This window comes from Rivihabitans pingtungensis, assembly GCF_003201855.1.
Lineage (GTDB): Bacteria > Pseudomonadota > Gammaproteobacteria > Burkholderiales > Aquaspirillaceae > Rivihabitans > Rivihabitans pingtungensis.
Genome location: NZ_QJKI01000023.1, coordinates 39,400 through 63,489 on the forward strand (window position 1 = coordinate 39,400; position 24,090 = coordinate 63,489).

The 24,090-nt window shown below is 59.3% G+C and carries 20 protein-coding genes; 12 read left to right on the forward strand and 8 right to left on the reverse strand.

Annotated features, from left to right (window positions below; all coding sequences use genetic code 11):
- Positions 1-27 precede the first annotated feature (27 nt).
- The 4 genes from rbfA to rimP form a co-directional block, all read right to left on the reverse strand.
- The gene (gene rbfA / locus DFR34_RS13770) at positions 28-429 is read right to left on the reverse strand and encodes a 30S ribosome-binding factor RbfA (protein ID WP_110391740.1); all 402 of its coding nucleotides are present in this window, start codon (positions 427-429) and stop codon (positions 28-30) included.
- A gap of 84 nt (positions 430-513) precedes the next feature.
- Positions 514-3,609, reverse strand: coding sequence for a translation initiation factor IF-2 (gene infB, locus DFR34_RS13775; RefSeq protein WP_110391741.1), 3,096 nt, complete (start codon positions 3,607-3,609; stop codon positions 514-516).
- A gap of 83 nt (positions 3,610-3,692) precedes the next feature.
- On the reverse strand, positions 3,693-5,174 hold the full coding sequence (gene nusA, locus DFR34_RS13780; protein ID WP_110391742.1) for a transcription termination factor NusA: 1,482 nt from the start codon (positions 5,172-5,174) through the stop codon (positions 3,693-3,695).
- Between the two features lie 129 nt (positions 5,175-5,303).
- Entirely contained in the window at positions 5,304-5,729 is a 426-nt protein-coding gene (gene rimP, locus DFR34_RS13785; protein ID WP_110391743.1) for a ribosome maturation factor RimP, read from the reverse strand.
- Positions 5,730-6,244: 515 nt separating this feature from the next.
- Here rimP and DFR34_RS13790 point away from each other — a divergent pair.
- Both DFR34_RS13790 and DFR34_RS13795 read left to right on the forward strand, forming a co-directional pair.
- Positions 6,245-7,936, forward strand: coding sequence for a long-chain-fatty-acid--CoA ligase (locus DFR34_RS13790; RefSeq protein WP_110391744.1), 1,692 nt, complete (start codon positions 6,245-6,247; stop codon positions 7,934-7,936).
- 111 nt (positions 7,937-8,047) lie between these two features.
- Positions 8,048-8,407, forward strand: a complete 360-nt coding sequence (locus DFR34_RS13795; RefSeq protein WP_110391745.1) for an arsenate reductase — start codon at positions 8,048-8,050, stop codon at positions 8,405-8,407.
- A gap of 166 nt (positions 8,408-8,573) precedes the next feature.
- Here the strand turns inward: DFR34_RS13795 and ppnP are convergent, their stop codons facing one another.
- Positions 8,574-8,888: a pyrimidine/purine nucleoside phosphorylase gene (gene ppnP / locus DFR34_RS13800; protein WP_110391746.1), complete on the reverse strand. Its 315-nt coding sequence runs from the start codon at positions 8,886-8,888 to the stop codon at positions 8,574-8,576.
- A 914-nt stretch (positions 8,889-9,802) separates the two neighbouring features.
- On the opposite strand from ppnP, the gene DFR34_RS13805 reads away from it, so the two are divergent.
- Positions 9,803-10,921, forward strand: a complete 1,119-nt coding sequence (locus DFR34_RS13805) for a patatin-like phospholipase family protein (protein WP_211309422.1) — start codon at positions 9,803-9,805, stop codon at positions 10,919-10,921.
- A 215-nt stretch (positions 10,922-11,136) separates the two neighbouring features.
- Positions 11,137-12,261: a patatin-like phospholipase family protein gene (locus DFR34_RS13810; RefSeq protein WP_110391748.1), complete on the forward strand. Its 1,125-nt coding sequence runs from the start codon at positions 11,137-11,139 to the stop codon at positions 12,259-12,261.
- Between the two features lie 89 nt (positions 12,262-12,350).
- Here DFR34_RS13810 and ilvN read toward each other — a convergent pair whose 3' ends face one another.
- The 3 genes from ilvN to DFR34_RS13825 all read right to left on the reverse strand — a co-directional run bounded on the left by ilvN (position 12,351) and on the right by DFR34_RS13825 (position 15,194).
- The gene (gene ilvN / locus DFR34_RS13815) at positions 12,351-12,641 is read right to left on the reverse strand and encodes an acetolactate synthase small subunit (RefSeq protein ID WP_110391749.1); all 291 of its coding nucleotides are present in this window, start codon (positions 12,639-12,641) and stop codon (positions 12,351-12,353) included.
- A gap of 2 nt (positions 12,642-12,643) precedes the next feature.
- Entirely contained in the window at positions 12,644-14,347 is a 1,704-nt protein-coding gene (ilvB, locus tag DFR34_RS13820) for an acetolactate synthase large subunit (protein ID WP_110391750.1), read from the reverse strand.
- Positions 14,348-14,834: 487 nt separating this feature from the next.
- Positions 14,835-15,194: a DUF4870 family protein gene (locus DFR34_RS13825; protein ID WP_110391751.1), complete on the reverse strand. Its 360-nt coding sequence runs from the start codon at positions 15,192-15,194 to the stop codon at positions 14,835-14,837.
- A gap of 228 nt (positions 15,195-15,422) precedes the next feature.
- On the opposite strand from DFR34_RS13825, the gene DFR34_RS13830 reads away from it, so the two are divergent.
- The 8 genes from DFR34_RS13830 to DFR34_RS16955 all read left to right on the forward strand — a co-directional run bounded on the left by DFR34_RS13830 (position 15,423) and on the right by DFR34_RS16955 (position 23,933).
- On the forward strand, positions 15,423-15,545 hold the full coding sequence (locus DFR34_RS13830) for a DUF3149 domain-containing protein (protein WP_110391752.1): 123 nt from the start codon (positions 15,423-15,425) through the stop codon (positions 15,543-15,545).
- Between the two features lie 930 nt (positions 15,546-16,475).
- Positions 16,476-18,359, forward strand: coding sequence for an arginine decarboxylase (gene speA / locus DFR34_RS13835; RefSeq protein ID WP_110391753.1), 1,884 nt, complete (start codon positions 16,476-16,478; stop codon positions 18,357-18,359).
- A gap of 224 nt (positions 18,360-18,583) precedes the next feature.
- Positions 18,584-19,021: a hypothetical protein gene (locus tag DFR34_RS13840; RefSeq protein ID WP_110391754.1), complete on the forward strand. Its 438-nt coding sequence runs from the start codon at positions 18,584-18,586 to the stop codon at positions 19,019-19,021.
- Positions 19,002-19,418, forward strand: coding sequence for a YchJ family protein (locus DFR34_RS13845; protein WP_110391755.1), 417 nt, complete (start codon positions 19,002-19,004; stop codon positions 19,416-19,418). Before DFR34_RS13840 ends, DFR34_RS13845 begins: the two co-directional genes overlap by 20 nt.
- 146 nt (positions 19,419-19,564) lie before the next feature.
- Entirely contained in the window at positions 19,565-19,804 is a 240-nt protein-coding gene (locus DFR34_RS17655) for a cupin domain-containing protein (protein ID WP_276329695.1), read from the forward strand.
- Positions 19,805-20,462: 658 nt separating this feature from the next.
- A complete protein-coding gene (locus tag DFR34_RS13855; RefSeq protein ID WP_110391757.1) occupies positions 20,463-22,010 on the forward strand; it encodes an adenosine deaminase family protein in 1,548 nt (515 codons plus the stop codon).
- A 180-nt stretch (positions 22,011-22,190) separates the two neighbouring features.
- Positions 22,191-23,027: a hypothetical protein gene (locus DFR34_RS13860; protein WP_146215153.1), complete on the forward strand. Its 837-nt coding sequence runs from the start codon at positions 22,191-22,193 to the stop codon at positions 23,025-23,027.
- A gap of 276 nt (positions 23,028-23,303) precedes the next feature.
- On the forward strand, positions 23,304-23,933 hold the full coding sequence (locus DFR34_RS16955) for a hypothetical protein (RefSeq protein WP_146215154.1): 630 nt from the start codon (positions 23,304-23,306) through the stop codon (positions 23,931-23,933).
- The last annotated feature ends 157 nt before the right edge of the window (positions 23,934-24,090 follow it).

Consider the following 24,090-nt stretch of genomic DNA (forward strand, 5'->3'; position numbering starts at 1 on the left):
GGCGCGGATGGCCGGCCAAAACGGGCGTCAGTCCTGGGCGGGCGCGTCGGTGTTGTCGTCGTCAACGCGGCTGGCGGCGTCGTCCTGCGCCACTTGGTTGATCAGCTGGGTCATGTGTACGCCGCGCTCGATCGAGTGGTCGTACACAAAGTGCAGTTGCGGCACGGTGAACAGCTTGATGCGGCGCGCCACTTCCGAGCGCAGAAAGCCCGCAGCGCGCTCCAGCGCGTGTTGTGTGGTGTCCAGATCGCTGCTGGTCATCAGCGTGTAAAACACCTTGGCGTGCGAATAGTCGCGGGTGACGTCCACGCCAGTGATGGTGACCCAGCCCACGCGCGGGTCTTTCAACTCGGTGCGGATGATGTCGGCCAGTTCGCGCTGCATCTGCTCGGAGATGCGGTCAGCGCGGGAAAACTGTTTTTTCGCCATGGGGTCTCTCCTGATGGCCGAGACGGGCCGGCCATGAAAAAAGGGGCGGGCTTCGCCGCCCGCCCCCGGTCGATCTGGCTGCGCTTACAGCGTGCGGGCCACTTCGACGATTTCGAACACTTCCAGTTGGTCGCCTTCCTGGATGTCGTTGAAGTTCTTGATTTGCAGGCCGCATTCGTAGCCTTGCTTGACTTCCTTGACGTCGTCCTTGAAGCGCTTGAGCGATTCCAGCTCGCCCTGATGCACCACCACGTTCTGGCGGATGATGCGCACCGAGGAGCCGCGCTTGACCATACCGTCGGTGACCATACAACCGGCAATCGAGCCAACCTTGGACACCGTGAACACCTGACGGATTTCCACCGTGCCGATGACTTGTTCCTTGCGCTCCGGCGCCAGCATGCCCGACAACGCTGCCTTCACTTCATCGATGGCGTCATAGATGATGTTGTAGTAGCGGATTTCCACATCGTTGGCTTCGGCCTGCTTGCGCGCTTGCGCGTCGGCGCGGGTGTTAAAGCCAATGACAATGGCGCTGGAGGCTGCCGCCAGGTTGACGTCGGATTCGGTGATGCCGCCCACGGCCGAGTGCAGGATGTTGACGCGCACTTCGTCGGTGGACAGTTTTTGCAGCGAACCGGCCAGCGCTTCGCAAGAACCCTGCACGTCGGCCTTGATGATGACCGACAGGGTTTGCACTTCGCCTTCGGCCATCTGGGCAAACATGTTTTCCAGCTTGGCGGCTTGTTGCTTGGCCAGACGCACATCGCGATACTTGCCTTGACGGAACAGGGCGATTTCACGCGCCTTGCGCTCGTCGGTCAGCACCATCACGTCTTCACCGGCCGCCGGTACTTCCGACAGACCGAGAATTTCCACCGGGATGGACGGGCCGGCTTCGGTAACCGGCTTGCCGTTTTCGTCGTTCATGGCGCGTACGCGGCCAAACACGGTGCCAGCCAGCAGCACATCGCCCTTCTTCAGGGTGCCAGACTGCACCAGGATGGTGGCCACGGCGCCGCGACCCTTGTCCAGGCGGGCTTCCACCACGATGCCCTTGGCCGGTGCTTCGCGCGCGGCTTGCAGCTCCAGCACTTCGGCTTGCAGCAGAATGGCTTCCAGCAGGCCGTCGATATTGGTGCCTTGCTTGGCAGACACTTCAACAAACTGGGTATCGCCACCCCAGTCTTCCGGCGCCACGCCGTGAGCAGACAGCTCCTGACGGATGCGCTCGGGGTTGGCGCCTTGTTTATCGATCTTGTTCACCGCCACCACCATCGGCACACCTGCTGCCTTGGCGTGGTGGATGGCTTCGATGGTTTGCGGCATCACGCCATCGTCAGCGGCCACCACCAGCACCACGATATCGGTGGCCTTGGCGCCACGGGCACGCATGGCGGTAAACGCTTCGTGACCCGGTGTATCCAGGAAGGTCACCATGCCGCGCGGGGTATCCACGTGGTAGGCGCCGATGTGCTGGGTAATGCCGCCGGCTTCGCCCGCCGCCACTTTGGCGCGACGGATGTAATCCAGCAGCGAGGTTTTACCGTGGTCAACGTGACCCATCACCGTCACCACCGGCGCGCGCGATTCCAGCACGGCTTCGTGGTGTTCGCCACCAACGTCGTCCAGATAGGATTCCGGGTCGTCCAGCTTGGCCGGCTTGGCCAGGTGGCCCATTTCTTCCACCACGATCATGGCGGTTTCCTGGTCCAGCACCTGGTTGATGGTGACCATCATGCCCATCTTCATCAGGGTCTTGATCACCTCAGCGGCCTTCACCGCCATCTTGTGGGCCAGTTCGGCCACCGAGATGGTTTCCGGCACCAGCACTTCGTGCACGATCGGCTCGGTCGGCGCCTGGAACTGATGCGCACCCTGAGCGTGCTTGTTGCCCTTGCCGCCCTTCTTGGATTTCCAGTCGTTGCGGCTGTCGCTGCTGCCCTTGGTTTTCAGGCCGCCGCGCTTCTTGGCGCCATCGTCCCAGCTGTCCTTGCCGCCGGCTTTCTTGTTGCCACCACGGCCCGGAGCGTCGTTGCCACCGGCCGGTTTGGCGGCGCCCGGCGCACCTGCTGCAGCGGCCGGCGCCGGACGTGCAGCGCCTGCGGCGCCTGCCGGTTTGGCCGGTTTGTGCAGCACGCTGCCGTGGGCCGGTTTCGGCGTTTTCTCGCCTGCGGCAGCAGCCGGGGCGGCCGGCTTGCTGGCAGCCTGTTTGGCAGCAGCTGCGTCGGCTTCGGCTTGCTGGCGGGCGACCAGACGGCGCGCTTCGCGTTCCTGACGTTCGCGAATCAGCGCTTCCTGGGCGGCGCGCAGCTTGTCCTGGCGACGAGCTTCGTTCTCACGGGCAGCAATTTCTTCCGGGGTGAGAATCAGCGCCGGATTGACCGGTGCGCTGGCTTGCGGCGCGTTCATCTGGGCGGCAGCGGCAGCGGCCGGCGACAGGCGCGGGGTTTGCGGCGCGCTGTTGCGTGGGCCGCGGTTGTCACGGTCGCGGCCACGGTTGTCGCGGTTGTCACGACGGCCGTCATCACGACGACCCTGACCAGCAGGTTTTTGCGCCGGGTTGCTCGGGCGGGCAGCCTGGGGTTGACTGGCCGGACGGGCCTCGGCGGGTTTGGCTTCCGGTTTCGCTTCCGGTTTGGCTTCGGATTTCACTTCTTTGGCTTCAATGGCCGGGGCAGCAGCAGGGCTGGCCGGCTCGACAGTGGGCGCCGGGGTCGGCGTCACGGTTTCGACAACAGGCGCGGCGGTGGCGGTCGGTGCGGCGACCGGGGCTTCAGCCTGGACCGGGGCCGCCGGTTCGGCGGCGGGGGTGTTCACCGGGGCCGGCTCGGCGGTCACGGCGGCGGGTACGGCAACGGCAGGGGCGTTCTTGGCAGCTTCTTCTTCCGGCAACACCACCACGCGCTTTTTGCGCACCTCCACTTGAATCGTGCGCGATTTGCCAGTGCTGTCGGCCTTGCGAATCTCGGAGGTTTCCTTGCGCTTGAGGGTGACGCGGTTGTCTACGGTGCCGCCATGGGCGCGACGCAGATGGTTGCGCAGCTGGGTTTTGTCCTGTTCGGTCAGCACGTCTTCCATCGAAGACTTGCCCACGCCGGCCGCGCGCAGCTGTTCAAGGAGGTGATCCGGTTGCAAGCCTAATTCACTGGCAAATTGTTTTACATTCGTTTCAAGCATTCGCGTTCCTAAATATCCCTATCTTTTCGCCTGGCCCGGCCGCAGGGCAGGCGTACCGCCCGCCGTCGTTCACATGGCCATCATCATTCTTCACTAAACCAGTGCTCACGCGCTTTCATGATCAGCGCAGTGGCAGCATCGGCTTCCATGCCGGTCATTTCGACCAGATCGTCCACAGCCAGGTCGGCCAAATCGTCGCGGGTGGTGATGCCGTGTTCGGCCAACTGACGCACCAGGTCGCTATCAATGCCTTCCAGGGTCTTGAGCTCTTCAGAGACGCTCTCGACTTTTTCTTCCGAAGCAATGGCCTGGGTCAGCAGGGCATTGCGTGCGCGGCTGCGCAGTTCATTGACGGTTTCTTCGTCCAGCGCGTCAATTTCCAGCATCTCGGCCAGCGGCACATAGGCCACTTCTTCCAGCGTGGTGAAGCCTTCGCTGATCAGCACTTCGGCCATTTCTTCGTCCACGTCCAGCGAGTTGATGAACAGGCTGCGCAGCGCGGCGTCTTCGGCTTCGTGTTTCTCGGCGGCTTCGTCAACGGTCATGATGTTGAGAATCCAGCCGGTCAGCTCGGAGGCCAGGCGCACGTTCTGGCCGCCGCGGCCAATCGCCAGCGCCAGTTGGTCTTCTTCGACCACCACGTCCATGCTGTGCTTTTCTTCATCGACCATGATGCGCTGCACTTCGGCCGGCGACAGCGCGTTGATCACATAGGTGGCTTGTTCCGGCGACCACAGCACGATGTCCACGCGCTCGCCGGCCAGTTCGCTGGTGACCGCCTGCACGCGCGAGCCGCGCATGCCGATGCAGGTGCCTTGCGGGTCGATGCGCGGGTCGTTGGCTTTCACCGAGATCTTGGCGCGACTGCCCGGGTCGCGCGCGGCGCCACGGATTTCCAGCAGGCCTTCTTCGATTTCCGGGACTTCCAGTTCGAACAGTTTCTTGACGAACTCGGCCGAGGTGCGCGACAGCACCAGCTGCGGGCCACGACCACCGCGATCCACACGCAGCAGATAGGCGCGCACCGGGTCACCCACGCGCAGGTTTTCCTTGGGGATCATCTGTTCGCGCGGCAGCACGGCTTCCAGCTTGCCGATTTCGATGATGGCGTTGCCGCGCTCCATGCGCTTGATATTGCCGCGCACCAGGAAGTCATTGCGTTCCAGGAAGTCGTTCAGCACCTGTTCGCGTTCGGCGTCGCGGATTTTTTGCAAAATCACCTGCTTGGCGGTTTGTGCGCCAATGCGGCCAAATTCGATGGCTTCCAGCGGTTCTTCGTAGAAGTCACCAAGCTCCAGGCCAGCATGACGCTCGTCCAGGTCGCTGACTGCCACCTGGCGCGACGGGTATTCGTGGTCGTTATCTTCGACAAGCTGCCAGCGACGGAAGGAATGATAGTCGCCAGTGTTGCGGTCGATTTCGACGCGCACGTCAATGTCTTCCTGATTGCTTTTTTTCTTGGTGGCGGAGGCCAGCGCCAGCTCCAGCGCGCCAAACACGATTTCCTTGCTGACGTTCTTTTCACGCGCCAGCGCATCCACCAGCAGCAAAATCTCTCGACTCATCTAAACATTCTCTCCGCATCGGCCGGCGATGTGTTCGCCAACCCTGACGCCGGATGGCGCGGGGCCCATCGGCTTGTGTGATTGTCTTCCTCGGCGCCGCCGCCTGCCGGGCGGCGCATTCAACCTGGCTTAGAACTCGGGGTCGAGTCGTGCCTTGTCGATGCTGGCCAGCGGAATGCTTACCAGTTTGCCTTCCACTTCCAGGCGCAGGGCGCTTTCTTCCACGCCGCACAGGCGGCCGTGGAAATTCTTGCGGCCTTCCAGCGGCATGCGGGTTTTCACCTTGGCCAACTGACCGGTGAAGCGGACGAAGTCCTGTTCTTTTTTCAGCGGGCGATCCAGGCCCGGCGACGACACTTCCAATCGGTCGTAGTCAATGTTTTCCACCATGAACAGGCGGGTCAGGTGATTGCTGACCAGCACGCAGTCATCCACGGTAATGCCTTCCGGCTTGTCGATGAACAGACGAAAACCGCCCGATCGGGTCAATTCGAGGTCGACAAATTCGTACCCGAGCCCGACGAGCGTGCTTTCCAGCAACGCGCGAACATCCATGTTTTTTCCACAAATAAAAAATGGGCGAAACGCCCACACTGATGCCGTTGATTATAACAGACTCTTGAAAGAAAAAGAAACTGCTGGTCATCACCGACCAAGTGTGGCAGAAAATGTGGCCTCCGACAAGTATCTGAACTTGACGAAAGCATGAGTGGTGCCGCAGCCTGCAAGTGGGATTTAGCGCCGCTAACAAAACCCTCCTGGCGTCGTTGCGCAGCCGTATTTCTTGTACTGCCCGCCGCCGCACGCTTGACCGGGAACGCGGTGCTCAGGCTTTGTACGCGACTCTTAACGCGACAGGGTGGACAGAAGCCCAGCGGTCATGCCATATTTCAAACAATCGTTTGTAACACGGCTCGTGCCGGACAACGATGCGGCATCTATAGTAAAAGTCACCTCGCCTGCCCTGCAAGCGCCAGCGAGCGACGCCCGCCAAAGCATACTGACCGACCTGCTGCTCGCCGCACACAGCCAGGACGGCGCCACCTCAAAGACGATGGAGAAACAAGACAATGGACAAAGTCTGGCTGAAGAATTATCAACCCGGCGTGCCCGCCGAAATCGACATCAACCAGTTCCAGTCGGTTTCGGAAGTGTTTGCCCGCAGTGTCGAGCGTTTTCGAGACCGGCCGGCGATGGCCAATATGGGCAAAGTGTACACCTATGGCGAGCTGGACGCCCTGACTGTTCGTTTTGCCTCGTTCCTGCAAAATACCCTCAAGCTGCCGATGGGCGCGCGGGTGGCGGTGATGATGCCCAATCTGCTGCAATACCCGGTGGCGGTGTTCGCCATCCTGCGCGCCGGCTACACCGTGGTCAATGTCAATCCCTTGTATACCCCGCGTGAACTGGAGCACCAGCTTAACGACGCTGGCGTGGATACCATCGTTATCCTGGAAAATTTTGCCAACGTGCTGCAACAGGTGATCGCCCGTACTGCGGTCAAGCATGTGGTGCTGACCCGCATTGGCGACTTGCTGGGCGCGCCCAAGTCCTGGCTGGTGAACTTTGCCGTCAAGCACGTTAAGAAGATGGTGCCAGCCTGGAAGCTGCCGGTGACGCCGATCTTGTTTAATGATGCGCTCAAGGCTGGCGCCGCGCAGCCGCTCAAGCCAGTGAGCATTGGCCATGATGATGTGGCGTTTTTGCAATACACCGGCGGCACCACCGGCGTGGCCAAGGGCGCCATGTTGCTGCATCGCAATATTGTCGCCAATATGCTACAGGCTGGCGGCTGGGTGAAGCCTGCCGTGCGCGAAGGCCAGGAAGTGATTGTCACCGCCCTGCCGCTTTATCATATCTTTTCGCTGACCGCCAACCTGATGGTGTTCACCGAAATTGGCGCGCTGAACATCCTGATCACCAACCCGCGCGACATCCCGGGCTTTATCAAGGAAATCAAGCAATACCCGGTGACGGCGATGACCGGGGTGAACACCCTGTTTAATGCTCTGCTCAATCACCCGGATTTTGCTTCGGTGAATTTTTCCACCTGGCGACTGGCGCTGGGCGGCGGCATGGCGGTGCAAAAAGCCGTGGCCGACAAATGGAAGGCGCTGACCGGCGTGCCGCTGATTGAGGCCTACGGCCTGACCGAAACCAGCCCGGCGGCGTGCATGAACCCGCTGGACCTAACCGAATACAATGGCACGATTGGCGTGCCCATCCCTTCTACCGAGATCCAGATTCGTGACAGCCAGGGCCATGAGGTGGCGTATGGCGAATCCGGCGAGCTATGCATTCGCGGCCCACAGGTGATGAAGGGCTATTGGCGGCGTCCGGATGAAACCGCCAAGGTGATCGACGAGCAGGGCTTTCTGGCCACCGGCGATATGGCGATGATGACGCCGGAGGGCTTTGTCAAACTGGTGGACCGCAAAAAAGACATGATTCTGGTGTCGGGCTTTAATGTCTACCCGAATGAAGTCGAAGACGTGGTGGCCAGCCATCCGGGCGTGCTGGAGGTGGCCTGCGTGGGCGTGGCGGACGAGAAATCCGGCGAGCTGGTCAAGGTGTTTGTGGTGCGCAAGGACCCGGCGCTGACCGAGAAAGACATCCTCGCCCACTGCAAGGCCAACCTGACCGGCTACAAGGTGCCCAAGTTTGTCGAGTTCCGCGACGAACTGCCCAAGACCAATGTCGGCAAAATCCTGCGCCGCGCCTTGCGCGACGAGAAGCCCGGCATGACCGCCAACAAGGGATAAGCGCTGCGCACACCCTGCGCCATGGGCCCGGCCAGCCATGCTGCCGGGCCCATGGCTTGTCTGCGGCGGCATTCCGGCTACACTGCCGGTTTTGCCCCTGGAGCTTTCCCCATGTCCACCCCCGTTCTGTATGGTATTCCCAATTGCGACACCATGAAAAAAGCCCGCGCCTGGCTGGCGGCACAAGGTATCGAGGTGACGTTTCATGACTATAAAAAGCTCGGCATCACCGCTGAAGTCATTGAGGGCTGGCTGGCGCAGGGCGCTACGCTGGATGCGCTGGTCAATCGTAAGGGTACCACTTGGCGCAAGCTGGATGAGGCCAGCCGGGCACAGGCTGAACACCGGGAGGGCGCGATTGCCTTGCTGCTGGCACAGCCTTCGCTGATCAAGCGCCCGGTGCTGGTGCAGGCCGGTCGGGTGGAGGTGGGGTTCAGTGAGGCGGCGTATCAGGCGTTGTTTGCGCACTGAGTCAATGTTACGGGCGGGATCGGCCAGAAAACTGTACTGGCTGATCCCGCCCGTTTTTGATTGGTCGGCTCCTCCCGTGAGGTGAGAAAACCCTTCTGGCGTGGTGAGCCGACCTTGCCGTACTGCTTGTACTGTTTGCCGTCGCGTGTCTGGCCAGGCGTGGCGCTTAGCCGAAGTGGCAGACGTAATGCAGGGTGTCGGTCACCGTGATGTCAAACGCGCTGTCGCCTGGCACCGAGAATGACTGGCCTGCGCCATAGTTTTGCGCTGTGCTTTCGCCTTTGAGCTGAACGCTGCACTGGCCGGCCAGCACTTCCATGATTTCTGGTGCGCCGGTATTGAAGGTCAGCGTGGCGCCCGGCAGGATCACCCCCACCGATTTGCGTACGCCGTCAGCCAGAATCAGGCTGTGGCTGACGCAGCGACCGTCAAAATAGACGTTGGCTTTTTTGATTACGCTGACGTTGTCAAACTGTTCCATTTGTAGATTTTCCCTTAAATAACAATCAAAAAACCGGGATGCGCAGTGTACCTGAGTTCTGTGTGTGCTGACATCCCGTGCTGCATACCTGGTGTCTGTTTTGCTCTGTCATCATCGTCATGACAAGTGCTCGTATGTGGTGATCTGCTGAGGATGTGCTGCTGGTTCTATCTTGCAGCGCAACAGTTGACGCGCAACACATCAGTCTTCTGCTTTGCCGCTGAGGACTGTTCTGGCCATCGTTGTCTGCGTGATTTTCTGCCCACTTGCCCGGGCTTGCCGGTGTTGCCCGTGCAGCAGAGCGTGCTGAAAGGGTGCATCTGCTGCCGCCATGGCTGGACGTTTCTGCCGGTGTGGCAGTTTTTGCCATCAGGCATGCAAGGCCCGGTTGCAAAACAAACGTTCAGTCAGCAAGGAAAATTTTGTGAAATTTGGTAAAAAATTTCAAGAACTAGCAATTTTCTGGCTTATCAGCAAGTAGTCAGATCAATTGGCCCGTTTGCTGCTTATCTTTACGCTGCGGTGCAGCATGAAATGGCGTGCCCGGCTCTGGTGCGCCTTTGATGATAAAGTCATTTTTATGAATTTATCGGAGCTGGTAAGCATATTTACGTATTTACTTTTTTCTGGGGCAATGGTCATATAACCAGGCCAAAAGCAACAGCAAGAAATATGTTGTATGCATTCGTTTGTCTCGGGTGCTGACGAGGAATAAAAGGGGAGTCCCGTCAGCGCATGCCTGTGACAAGTGACCAGCCAGGCCGGCGTGCTAGCTGACGCCAGCCTGACGATGCGAGCACTGCCTCATGCATCACCAGACTGACTGTTTCATTGGAAGAATGACGCAAGGTTGGCCCGGATCTGTATTTGCCACCTTGCGCCCTGGACCGAAATCAGTTCGCAGGAGAACAATGATGAATAGCACCCCCCACGTGAAGACCGGACTTGTCCTGGGCGGCGGCGCCCCTAATTCCAGCCTGATTGCTGGCGCACTGGTGGCGTTTGCCGAGCGCGAAATGGAGTTTGACGTGATGTCGACTTCTGGCGCAGGCGCGCTGATGGGTCTGTTGTACAACTGCCCGCGTGGTGGCGACCGCATCGAGGCGCTCACCCGTTGGTCGCAGATTGGCGTGTCTGACGAGCTTTATCAGTTCTTTCCCGTCAACCACAAGGTATTCATGAAGCCGGGCGACCATGCGCACCAGTTCCGTCAGGCGATGTCGGGCAATCCGTGGATGAAATGGTGCCAGAGCATGTTCCCGCAAGGCGGCCTGCTCAGCGACATGATGCAGCTGACCTGGGCGTCGATGTGCCCGAGCAACCTCAGCAAAAAAAGCCTGGGTTTGTGCGCTCACCTGCCGTTTGTCGAAGACTACGTCGATTTTGATCTGGCCCATCACCACGCTGGCGAGTTTTATTTCAATGCCTTCAATCTGGACCAATCCAAAATGGAAGTCTGGGGCAAGGAAAAACTCTCGGCCGAGCGCATCCGCGCGGCGTTTTCTTTCCCGTTCATCTACCCGCCGTACGAACTGGATGGCCAGTGGTATATCGAAGGCGCTTCAATCGAGCCGCTCAACTTTGAAGTGATGACCCGCCCCGAGGTGGAAGACCACGTTGATGTGGTGATTGTCGCCGACATCCTGGGCAGCTATCGCTTGTTGCAAAAACCGCGCAATCTGTACGATGCTTGGGTGAAATCCATCATCACCCCGCTGGTGAAGATCGCCCACAGCGACACCCAGATGTACAAGATGCAAATGGCCCAGCATGGCAAAACCGTGCTGCAACTGGACTTCTACAAGAATGTGCCGGACGCCTGGCTGCCGGAAATCTTTGACTGGTCGGAAAGCAACCTCAAGCGCCTGTTCGAGGTGGGCTACCAGACTGGCCAGGAATTCCTGGAAGAACACGGCCTGCTCTTGGGCCTGCTGCCGGCCACCGGCAAACCTGCCCGCGTGCATCATGCTGCGGTGCGGCAAAATCACCACACTCTCCCAGACTTGCGCATGCCAGCTGGCGCATTGATTTGAAAATGCCCCTGCCATGACTTAAAGTGTCTCTGCACCCGCATGGCAAGCAAACCCACCGCACAATCCCGGCTTTGCCGGGATTGTCACGTCTGGCGCACACGTGTGCGGGAATCCCCTGCGGCGCCATCCCCGCCACCTCCAACGACCGCTCTTTATCCAGGGGCGTACCGTGGCTGGCTGGGCGTTCTCTCCATCCCCTCTATAAGGAAACAGGCATGACAGCCAAGGTGAATCCGCAACACAAACACAAAAAAGCCCTGCTGATTGGCGGCGGTGCGCCCAACTCCACGCTGATGGCCGGCGCCTTGGTGGCGTTTCTGGAAAAAGGCGCAGAATTTGACGTGATTTCCGCCTCTGGCGCAGGCGCGCTGATGGGCTTGTTGTATGCTGCGCCGAAAAACGGCAACCCGCGCCAGGCGCTGGAAGACTGGGCCAAGGTGGGCGTGTCTGACGCCATTTACAATCGTTTTCCGGTGAACTTCAAGGTGTTCATGAAGCCGGGCGAGCAAGCCGCCGCCTACCGCGACTGGATCATGAACCGCAACCCGTTCACCAAGCCGCTGTACGACCCGTCCTCGCCGATGGGCCATGGCTTTTTCTCGGACATGGCCAAGCTGTTCCTGGCCACCATGTCGCCGTCGGACCTGAGCGGCAAAAGCCTGGGCATGTGCGCCCACCTGCCGTTTGCCGAGCAGGTGATCGACTTTGACGCCATTCCCAAGCTCAAGCCTGAGTTCTATATCAACGCCTACAATATGAACCGTGCGGAGATGACCATCTGGGGCAAGGGCGACATCACCCCGGCCCATCTGCGCGCGGCGTTTTCCTTCCCGCTGATCTACCCGCCGTACACCCTGAATGGCGAGGACTACATCGAAGGTGCGGCGATTGATACGCTGAACTTCAAGGCGCTGGTCAACGACAACGAAGACGCCAAGCAAAAAGGCCTGCACTGCGACCTGGACACCCTGGTGATTTTCGACATCCTCGGGGCCGATCAACTGATTCGCAAGCCGCGCGACCTGTACGATGCCTGGGTGGGTTCGATCATCACCCCGCTGGTGGAAATCGCCAAGGACGATATCAGCCTGTTCCAGTATCGGCACAATATCGACCACAAAACCGGCAAGGAAAAGCGCAAGCTGCTGAAGGTGGATCTGATGGGCGGCATCCCCAAAGAGCATTGGCCGCAAGTGATGGACTGGTCGGCCAGCAATCTGGAGCTGCTGTTCAAGGTGGGCTACGAAGCCGGCCTGAAGTTCTGCGACGAAAACGCCGAACTGTTGGATCTGCCGCAAGCCAAGGCCAAGCAAGCTGCTCCGGCTGAAGCTGCGGTCTGACACCCCGCGCTTTTGCTTTGACGTAAAAACATACGCCCCGCCGGGCAACCGGGTGGGGCGTATGTTTTTTACTGCCAGATTTGCGTCAATCAGCCGGCGTAGCGTTCCAGGCCGGCAAATGCCGGGTGGCCGGCGTCATGGCGGCGCACCACCAGCACGTCTTCCAGCTTTTCCACCTGTTTGACGATCTGCTCCAGACGTTCGTCTTCGTTGATCTGCAACCAGATGCGGCTGGTTTCGCCACTGCCCACCGGCACGCAGATGATGCCTTCCACATTGTAGGCGCGGCGGGAGAACAGCCCCACCACATGCGACATCACGCCAGGATGGTTATTCACGTCGATTTCCAGCACCGGACGAGTGAGTTGTTCTGCGGTCATGGTTAACCTCCGATCATTTCTTTGTTGGCGGCGCCCGGCGGCACCATCGGGTAGACTTTTTCCTTCACGTCGATGCTGGCGTGAATCAGGCACGGGCCGGGCGCATTCAGCGCCTGCTTGAGCGCGGCGCGCGGGTCGGCGGCGGCGTCCAGATCCAGCTCGGCAATGCGAAAACCACGGGCGATTTGCAGGAAGTCCGGCTGGGCGATAAAGCGCGAAGCAAAAATGCGCTCGCCGTAGAACAGCTCCTGCTGCTGGTGCACCAGGCCCAGCGAGGCGTTGTTCATCAGCACCACTTTCACGTTCAGCCCGGCTTCGGCCAGGGTGGCAAATTCCTGAATATTCATCAAGATACTGCCGTCACCGGAGAAGCACACCACGGTGCGTTCCGGGTTGGCCAGCGCCGCGCCGATGGCGGTGGGCAGGCCAAAGCCCATGGTGCCCAGGCCGCCAGAGGTCAGCCATTGGCGCGGGCGGCGCAGCGGGTAGGCTTGCGCCACCCACATCTGATGCTGGCCGACGTCGGTGGCGACAAAGGCGCTGTCGTCCAGCGCGTCGGCCACTGCCTGCACCAGGCCGTAATGGCTGCGCGGGTCGTCCAGGCCGGGCAATTGCAGCGGCCGCTCGGCCTTGAGCTGGGCCACGCGCTGGTTCCAGTCTTCGCGCAGGGTGGCTTGCACCTGCGGCAGCAATTGCGCCAGCACTGCGCCGACATCGCCGGCGATGCCGATGTGGGCGGTCTTGATCTTGTCCAGCTCGGACGGGTCGATGTCGATGTGAATAATCGCCGCATTCGGGCAGAATGCCGCCACCTTGCCGGTGGCGCGGTCGTCAAAGCGCGCGCCCACGGCAATCAGCAGGTCACATTCTTCCAGCGCCAGATTGGTGTACGGCGCGCCGTGCATGCCCAGCATGCCCAGCGACAAGGGGTGGTCCACCGGCATGGCGCCCAGCGCCATCAGCGTCATGGTGGTCGGCAGGCTGGCTTGCTCGGCCAGGGTCACGGCGGCTTCGGAGGCGCCAGAGTGCACCACACCGCCGCCCAAATACAGAATCGGGCGCTTGGCCTGGTTGATCATCTGCGCCGCCTGGGCGATTTTGTCGGCGTCCGGCGCCGGCGCGGCCTGGGCGCAACCCGGCTCGGGCCAGCGGCTGACGGCAATGCGCTGCAATTGCACGTCTTTGGGGATGTCCACCAGCACCGGGCCGGGGCGGCCAGACAGCGCCAGCGAGAAGGCGCGCGGAATCACTTCCAGCAGCGCTTCGGCGCTGTCCACCAAAAAATTATGCTTGGTGATCGGCACGCTCAGGCCATAGGTGTCCACTTCTTGAAAGGCGTCGGTGCCGATCATGCTTTGCGGCACCTGGCCGGTGATGGCCACCAGCGGGATGGAATCCAGCTTGGCGTCGGCAATCGCGGTCAGCAGATTGGTGGCGCCCGGGCCGGACGAAGCCAGGCACACCGCTGCCTGGCCGGTGGTGCGCGCCATGCCCTGGGCGATAAAGCCGGCGCCCTGTTCGTGACGGGCCAGCACGTGGTGGATTTCGGTGGACGCCGACAGGGCGTCGTAAAACGGCAGGATGGCGCCGCCGGGAATGCCCGACAGCACGCGCACACCCTGGCGCTCCAGCAAACGAACGGTTAATTCAGCGCCGGTCAACCATTCGGCTTCGCCGTGCGCGGCAGTGTTGGAAGAGGCATGCATGCCTTGTTCTCCATATTGCAGGCCGGGCGACGCAGGCGGGAAAAGCACAAACCCCCGCGAGCGTCACGCCGGCGGGGGTTTGGTTGGATTCGGATCGTCCTGAACGCTATCCAGCAGCCCGCGGCGTGTGGTCTAGGACCACTACGCTTACCACTACGCCGGACAGCAGCACGCCTGCCGGCAAGGGCGACAGGGACAGCAGAGGGCGCAGGGCGGTTTGGGGCATGGATGCAGGCTTCAAAAAGACAAACATTCGATTTTGTAAACGCTTCTTTGTAGAGGCGCCTACAAAAACCCCTGGCTGTATGGCCCCGCTGGTGTTCGCTCGGCGGGGCAAGGCGTCGGGGACGCTTCGCGTCATTGTGTGAGCGCTTCTATGCGGGGCAGTGTGCCGCGATTTGCCGGGCAATGCAAGCGCCTTGCACTGCAACATGACGGGCAGGTCGCCAAAAAGCCACAGCGCCCGGCCGGTGAGTGCGCCGCGCCATCAAGGCAGGGTATTCAGATACATGGTCTTGCCGTCGTACAGATAGATGGCGCCTTTGATCAGGCGATACAGAAACCAGATGCCTGCCACCGCCAGCACGATCAGACCCACGCCAAACCATGAGGTGGCCAGACCCAGCACACCCCACAGCAAGGAAAACCAGAAGGTGCGCATCTGCCAGCGAAAATGGGATTCCAGCCAGGTGCCGCGCACGTCGTCCAGTTTGATGTAGTTGATGATGATGGCGATCAACAAGGTGACCCCTACGAAAAGAGAGGCTACTTGCAGACTGTAGACGATGATGGTCCATTTGCGGGCTTCGTGTTCACGCAGGGGCGTGGAGGGCGAGTCAAGACGCATGGTGATGGCGTGCGCGGCAGCGCGGTGTCCTGGGTGAAGGTGGAACCTGCATTGTCATGGATTTTTGCTTTCTTGCAAATCTGCCTGTCTGGTCGCCGGTCTGTCTGTGCCATCACCCAGCACATATTTGATGTGGGTCAATATATATAATTTTTAAACTGAAGCATACTGTGCACAGCAAATAAACAAACTTGGCATACAGGTCGGCTACGACCGGGGGAGGTTAACATGGCATTGATGAAAGAGCTGCTGTCGTCTGATGTGGGTATTCTGAGCCTGATCACCATCGTCGTCACCTGTGTGGTGGTGGGTACTGCTATCACGTTCTTTATCAAGAAGTCCCACGAATAGTTTTTACTGCATATAGCGTGGGTAAAATTCACGCGCTATATGCCTGATTGCCTGTCGTCCGGGGGGATGACGGACAACGGCCCGTCGATGTCTTGCATCGTCGGGCCGTTTTCTTTTTTAAGAATCAGTATGTTGATTTTTTTCTGGCTGTGGCGTTCTGTGTGTGCTGCGCGATCTGCCTTGTGCCGCGTGGGTGATGAGGGATCTGTGGCGTGTCAATACAGTACCTTTGTCAGATGCATGGAACGACTCGCGCTGGGCCAAAATCTGCTGAATTGTGCGCTGATTTTCCTGGCTTGATGGATGTACTGTGTATGCAATAAAACCAGTTTTCTGGGTCTTGCTTCAGGAAAGCTTTTGGGTGGTGTGCGCATTCTCCCTGATTTAGTAAAATACATTGCTTGTCATATGACGATGTATGTTATTGGCTATGTCTGTAAGGGTTCTTGTCTCTTGCGCTCAGATGCGGTGCCTGTCTGCCCCGTGTCGTTTCCATACCGTCAAACAGTCATCAAGTTCTGCTATGGTGCAGATCAAGACTGGCTAGCAAAACTCTCCTGGCGTTGTTGTGTGGCCTTGCTGCACACCCGTACTGTGTACGGCCACACGCCGGCCAAGAACCGCAAGAACCGCTGTGCTGAGTTTTGTTGGCCGCTCTCACTCAGCTTCCGTAAGTTGTGCTGGCGGAAGAAGGGGCGATGCCATTGTTTTTGCCGGTGGCTTCCTGGCTTGGTGAGGGAGGGAAATTCCCCGCGCGCCAAGTATTTATTGCTACAATCCGCGTCCTTTTTTCGCGCCCGCCAGGTCCGCCGGCCGCATGCCGCGCGGCCGAGCCTTTCGCCTCGATTCGGCCCCAAGCCGTGAAGCGGGCGCTGTGTGACTGGATCAATCGACGCGGCCGCCCTGCGGCCCCACGAAAGGACTCTATTCATGGCTTGGACCATTGCAGACAGCCGCAGTATGTACGGCATTCGCCATTGGGGCGCCGGGTATTTTGATATCGGCGACAACGGCCAGGTGTGCGTGCACCCACGCGGCAAGCACGACGACGCCTCGCTGGATCTCTACCAGCTCACCCGCGACCTGCGCGCGCGCGGCCTGGCGCTGCCCTTGCTGGTGCGCTTTCCTGACATTCTGCAACATCGGGTGCGCCGCATCATCGGCGGCTTTGATCAGGCGCGGGAAAAACTCGGCTACGAAAACGGCTATACCCTGCTCTACCCGATCAAGGTCAACCAGCAAGAAGCGGTGATCAAAAGCATGATCGCCGACCCCTCCCTGGCCATTGGCCTGGAAGCCGGCTCCAAGCCCGAGTTGATGGCGGTGCTGGCCTTGGCGCCGTCGGGCGGCACCATTGTCTGCAATGGCTATAAAGACCGTGAATTTGTCCGCCTGGCGCTGATTGGCCAGAAGCTGGGCCACAAGATTTTCATCGTCATCGAAAAAGAAGCAGAAGTGCCGCTGGTGATCGAAGAATCCAAGCGCTTGGGGCTGACGCCGATGGTGGGCCTGCGCGTGCGCCTGTCGGCGTTGTCGCACGGCCAATGGGCGGACAGCGGCGGTGAAAAAGGCAAGTTTGGCCTGTCGGCGGCGCAGGTGCTGTCGGTGATTGGCCGTTTTGTCGATGCCGGCATGCAAAACGCCATCCGCCTGATGCATTTTCATATGGGTTCGCAAATCGCCAACATCAGCGACTATCGGCTGGGCTTTCGCGAGGCGGTGCGCTGGTATGGCGAGCTGATCAATATGGGCTTGCCGGTGGACCATGTGGACGTGGGCGGCGGTCTGGCGGTGGATTACGACGGCACCCATTCGCGCAACCCGTGGTCGGTGAACTACACCATTGGCGAATACGCGGAAACCATCGTCGGCATGATGCATGAATTCTGCGACGCCCACGGCCTGCCGATGCCGCATTTGCTGTCTGAGTCTGGCCGGGCGCTGACCGCGCATCACGCCGTGCTGATCACCAATGTCACCGACGTCGAGCAGCCGATTGACGCCGTGCCCAGCGTGGACACGCTGGAAGAGCTGGCCGACCCGCTGCACAAGCTGTACGAGCTGGCGCTGACCGGCGATATCGAACTGGCGGCAGAAACCTATTACCGCGCCGGCCAGTATGTGGCCACCGTCACCGAGCTGTACACCGACGGCAAGCTGAGCCTGGCGGAAAAAGCCTTTGCCGAGCAATGCTACGCCGCGCTGTGCCGCCGCCTGCACCGCGCGCTGACTGCCGCCCAGCGTTCGCACCGCCAGGTGTACGATGAGCTGCACGACAAGCTGGCGGACAAGTATTTCTGCAATTTCTCGGTGTTCCAGTCGCTGCCGGACACCTGGGGCATTGGCCAGCTGCTGCCCACCGTGCCTTTGCACCGGCTGGACGAGCAGCCGCTGCGCCGCGCCGTGCTGCAAGACCTGACCTGCGATTCGGACGGCAAAGTGACGCAGTATGTTGATCACCAAAGCATTGAATCATCGATGCCGGTGCACGACCTGAAGCCGGACGAGGAATACCTGATCGGTGTGTTCCTGGTGGGCGCCTACCAGGAAATTCTGGGCGATATGCACAATCTGTTTGGCGACACGGATTCAGTCAACGTCTACACCGAGGATGATGGTTCGCTGCGCATCGAAGGTGTGGAAGTACACGACACCATCGAAGACATGCTGCGCTATGTGCATTTGCAGCCGGAAGACCTGATCAGCCGTTATCTGGACAAAATCGTGCGCGCCGAGCTCACCAGCGATGAGCGTGGCGCCTTCCTGAACGAGCTCAAGCAGGGGCTGAAGCGGTCTTCTTATCTGACAGTGTAACTTCGGCCTTCGTCTCCCGGTGTCGGGCTGCTCTGCCTGTAGTCAGATGCCGGGAGTGATGCCCGGTGACCCTGGCTGCCGTTTCTCTCCGGCCCTGTCATGCCTGAGCGTCTAGGCCGGGAAAAAGCTCGTGGCGCGCCCGGATAGCGGACAAACCATGCGATTTTGCGGCATACTTGCGCAAAATCATGCCATCAGCAGAATCATTTCGAGGGAGACGCCCGATGAAATCCACCCTGCTTGCCGGTGCTTGTGCACTGGTGCTGTTGTCCGCCTGCTCCGCTGTGCAGGCGCCGCCTCCGGTTGTGCCGCCTGCGCCGGACTTCAACGCCATGCAGAACAGCCTGTTTCAGGAAACCAAACGCCTGGCCAATCTGGTTGGCAATGGCAGCCTGAGCCGGGTTGAAGCCGCTGACCAGTTGAATGCCCGCCGACTGGCGATGATTGGCCCGCATCCGGTGGATGACGAAGTGTTCCGCACCTATCGACTGCTCAGTGTGCAGGTGCAACAGAACAAGATCACCCAGGATAAGCTGCGCATCACCCTGATGAACAAGCTGGACGCGGTGCGCAAAGGTTATGCTTTGCTCGACCCCAAGCCGGTCAAGCCACCAGTGTTCACCAATATGTTGCTGCAAATCTATGACCGGCCACCGTTGTAAGACGCCTGCCACGCCATGTCCGTGTGGTTCTGGCCTGGCGCTGGCGGCCTGCTGCGGCCGCCTGCATGCTGGTGAGCTGGCGGTCAGCGCCGAGGCGCTGATGCGCTCACGTTATAGCGCTTATGTGCTGGGTAATGAGGCCTATCTGCTGGCCACCTGGCATCCGGATACCCGACCTGCCGTGCTGGGTCTGGCAGACGATGCGCCTGTCAAGTGGCTGGGGCTGGATGTGTTGGCCTGCCAGGCCGGGCAGCCAGGCGACGCACAAGGCACGGTGCGCTTTGTGGCCCGCTATAAAGTCAATGGCCGTGCTCAGCGCCTGTCCGAGCACAGCCGGTTTGTTTGCCAGGATGGCCGCTGGCTGTATGTGGATGGCCAAGTGGATGAAGCCCATTGATGATGGATACGCCTGATCTCTTGCGTTTTGTGGCATTTGCCGAACACGCCCCTGTCCCCGTGCATGACCAGCCCGCCGCAGAGCGTCGGGTGCATGGAGCGCCGCAACGACAGACCTGGACCTATTTTACTGATGCCATGCACGGCATGGAGTGTGGTGTTTGGGCGTGCGAGCCCGGTATGTGGCGTATCCGTTTTGCCGCCAACAAACTGGAATTTTTTTGTGTGCTGGAAGGCCATGTCCGTCTGCATGATGCTGATGGTCAGGTGCACGACGTGCGCGCCGGTGAAGCCGGGGTGATTCCGGCTGGGTTTGTGGGGGCGTTTGAAGTGCTCAGCCCGGTGCGCAAGTATTTTGTGGTGCAGCAGATCTCGATATCTGCTTGATTTTGCCATCGTGCGATGAGGTGGAAGTCATGCAGCGTGTTGGCCGCGCTGGTAATTGGCTCTCGCGGTTTGTCCCGGGCGGCGCTGCCGGCTTGCTGGTCGTCTCCGCCTAAGCGTGGCTGGCAAAACCCGCCTGGTGTCATTCACGGCTTTGCCGTACTCCTTGCGCTGTCTGCGGCTGCGCGCCTGGTCAGGAATGCTGCGCTGGGTTTTTAAGTACGATTCTATCTTCTGATAACGACCTGCCTCTTGCAAGCCAAGGCATTCTGTCGTTTAATCCCCCGCCATCCGTTTTTTACCATGTTACAGCTATTTATTTATTAGGTAGAAATACGTAGCCATCGATTGGCTTGCGTTGGATCATGGCCAACATCGGGCTTAAACTGGTATATCATGCCTGCAATGCTCGGTAGGCATGCTGGCATGCCATTTATTAAGTAAAAATACTGGGCCAGATGGGGCCGTGGCGGGCATGCGCCGATTGGCCATATTGATGGTGTTTGATTTTCAGGAGCCTGTGGGTCATGTATATATCCATGTCCATGCAAGCAGTTGACATAAGCTGTATTTTCGCCATGACCTGCATGGCGGTTCATGCCCCTTCGCATTGGCCTGACTGACCTAACACGCCTCCGACTGCCGTTTAACAGATCCAGACATGAAAAATTCCCTGACAACCGCCCTGTCCGCTGTGCTGCTGCTCTTGGCGGCCTTGCCCGCCATGGCGCTGGATGATCGTGCCGCCAGTGCGCAAGTCAACCGATGGTTGCAGGCCCACCGCCAGCAGATCCCTTTGCTGAGACAATTTGTCCAGCGCCTGCCCAAGGGGGCCGATCTGCACAGCCATTTGACTGGCGCCGCGTATGCGGAAACCTATTTGCGCCTGGCCGCCGAGCACGGCTTGTGCGTCGATAGCCAAACGTTGGCATTTGTCTCTCCAGATGGGGCGACGTGCCCGTCGCCGTCGGTCTCTGCCCGCCAACTGCCGTCCGGCGTATACAGCGCCATGGTCAACCAGCTGTCCATCCGCAATGTCGCTTTGTCCGGCAGCAGTGGGCATGACCAGTTTTTTGCCACTTTTTCCCGCTTCCGCCTACCCGCCAACTTGCCTGAAGCCTCGGTGGCCCTGGCTGCCGAAGTCAGCAATCGGGCGGCCAGCCAGAATATCCTGCATCTGGAACTGATGACCACTCTGCAAGGTTCGGGGGTGCGCGAGTTGGCCGGCAAACTACCCTGGCCGCAGACACCTGACTTTGCCGCCAGCCTGGCCTGGTTGCAGGCCAATGGTCTGGACGCTCAGGTCGAGGCTGCCCGGAATGAACTGGATCAGTTTGATCAAGCCTATCGCGCTACCCAGCGGTGCGGGCAGCCTGATGCCCAGCCGGGTTGCCAGATCAGCCTGCGCTGGCAGCAACAAACCAGCCGCACCGCCAGCCCGGCACAGGTGTTCAGCCAATTGGCTTTTGCCTTTGCCCTGGCCCACGCCGACGGCCGTGTGGTTGGCATCAATCTGGTGGCGCCTGAGGATGACCCAGTGGCCTTGCGCGACTATCGCCTGCATATGGCGATGATCGGCTGGCTGTCGCGCCAGATGCCGGACGTGAATATCGCCCTGCATGCCGGCGAATTGACGCAAGGCCTGACGCCACCGGAAACCCTGCGCCATCATATTGCTGACGCGGTGAACGTTGCGGGCGCCAAGCGCATTGGCCATGGTGTGGCGATTGGCTATGAAGACCATGCTACCCGCACCTTGGCCACCATGCACACTCGTCAGGTGGCAGTCGAGGTGTGTTTGAGCAGCAATGACGTCATTCTGGGTGTATCGGGTGAACAGCATCCTCTGCCAGTGTATCTGGCTGCCGGTGTGCCGGTGGTATTGGCCTCGGACGATGAGGGTGTATCCCGCATCGATCTGAGCCATGAATACCTGCGCGCTGCGCAAACTTACCGGCTGAGCTATCCACAGCTCAAGCAATTATCCAGAAACAGCCTGGAATACAGCTTTCTGCCTGGTGACAGCCTGTGGCGCAATCTGTCTGCAGGTAAAGTGCTGGCCGTATGCCGCAATGACACACCTGGCGCCAAGGCCTTGTCGCCGCGTTGCGCCCATGCACTGGGCAGTAGCGAAAAAGCCCAGCGCCAGTGGCAACTGGAAGCTGCATTCCGACAGTTTGAACGAGACCCGCTGTGGGCTGGTCGGTAATCTGCTGATGTGCAGAAAATTTGCCGCTTTGTTGCTTTTTGATATTTTTGGCATGTTTGGCGCATGTTGATGGGCGATGCCGAGCAGGCACATCGGTATTGCCCAAGCTCTGGTAAACAGGTTTCTCCCGGGTGATTGTCTTACGCCTGATATGGCGGGTGGACACAGGTACAGCAACAAATGACGAGTCAGGACAATCATTCCCGCACGCAAGCTCCTTCTCATGTTTCCGGGAGGCAGGCGCGCAAAAGTTCTCGCTGGCTGGGGCGCCTGATGGCGCTTGCCGTGCTGGTGGTGTGGCCGCTGGTTCTGGTTGGTTTTTTCATCAGCTCATGCGGAGAAGAGCGCGAGTTTTTTGATGAGCCACTGATGCGCCAACTGGGTGCCAGACCAGATCGAATCACTTCCTACGATTTTCACGGCCTGATGGTGCCTGGCACCAAAGAAGATGCCAAGAGGCTAGGCTTCTCTGACTGCAGTGCCAATGATGCCTTTTTTTATTGCACCCGGCCGCGGATGGGCAAGTTTTTAGGGGTTGAGGTGCGTGCGGCATCGTTGATTCTGGATGAGATGGACAATTTTATTGAAACTCGGTTCAGTATCCAGAAGCGTAATCCCGGCGTATTTAGTTATCGTTCGATTCAAATTGAATTCGGCCCGACTTTTTATGATACGGACTGTCTGAATAAACATAACAAAGAACGACCCGGGCATGCATGGGTACGATTGTTGGAATGCCGTAAAAATGATGGCATAGATTATTTTAAATATCTGCTGCAGGCTGATGGCTGGGTAAATGATACCAGTGGGCGTGGTCGGGTTGACGCGTATTACAAGCGCGGTATCCCTTTAGAGATTGAAGTCGGAATCGTCAACGGCACGGCCAATATCCGACCATTTCCACTTAAAGATGTTGAGCTGATCACACAAGCCCAGGCTCAGGCTGCATCTACGCCGGCGCCTCATGATGATAGTCAGGCTTCCCGCGAAAAATTTGTCCGCTCAATGAAGCAATAAGAGCCACTCACCATACTCAACAAAGTGGTTATGAGGCTCTGGCCAGAGCTATATGGCGTGACATGATCTGCTGAGGTGGTTGCTTCTGTCTGACCTTCTTGGCATCGCCCGGACGTGCTAATCCGGGCTTTGTGCTCTGCGCTCAATGACATGCACCAAACGCACAAGTGCGCCATGGTGCATGTCAACGCGCCGACTCCCTTATCTGTGATGTGTGCGGTGACGTGTCGGTTTCTTTGGATGCGTGGCGCGTGCAGAGCGTGCAGGTTTACCTGCATGCTTGCTCACTTTGCGCGACTGTGCACCGTGTTTGTGCGCTGCCTTGCCTGCCTTGTGGGTGGTTTTCTGCTGGCTGACCTTGCCTTTGTGGTGCCCCGCCTTGCGCCCGTGCTTTGCCGCATGTTTAGTGTGTTTCTGCTGTGCCACGGCTTTCTTGCCTGCGTGTCGGATGCTGGCCTTGCGTGCGCTGTGTGCATGCTGTCTGCCCTTGCTGGATACGGCTTTGCTTGCGTGATGACGACCATGAATCACGGTCTTGCCCTTGCCGCGCTTGTGTGCCCGCTTGCCAAGATGCTTGCCGGCATGGCGCTTGCCATGGCTGGCGACACTGGCATGAGGTTTGCTGGGCTTTTGGGCACGTGCCTTGCTGCTGACCGGTGCGGCATCGCCTGGCAATGGCAGATCATCGGCCAGCGTGAGGCTGGTCAGCAGTGCCAGCATGCAGGCAAGCAAAATGCGAAGCATGAATACAACCCTTTCTTAAAAACACATGGCGATATTGCATTGCATCATCGCCATGTGTCACAAATTGGAGAAAAACGTGCTGAATTCGCCGCTTTGCGGCGTAAAATTTCCAGAATACCCATTGAAGCAACATTCTGCTCTTGGGTACTATGGAAAAAGTAATACTCCCGTTTGATTGCGATCGCTCGGCCCCATTGTGCCTGATGAGCGTCGCCCCTCTAGATCATCCCCTTACACACATCGTGCTACAACAGCTCACGAGCGAAACGCATCCCCTCAACGCACACAGCAATGTCACGTAGCCCAAGCCACAACGTCT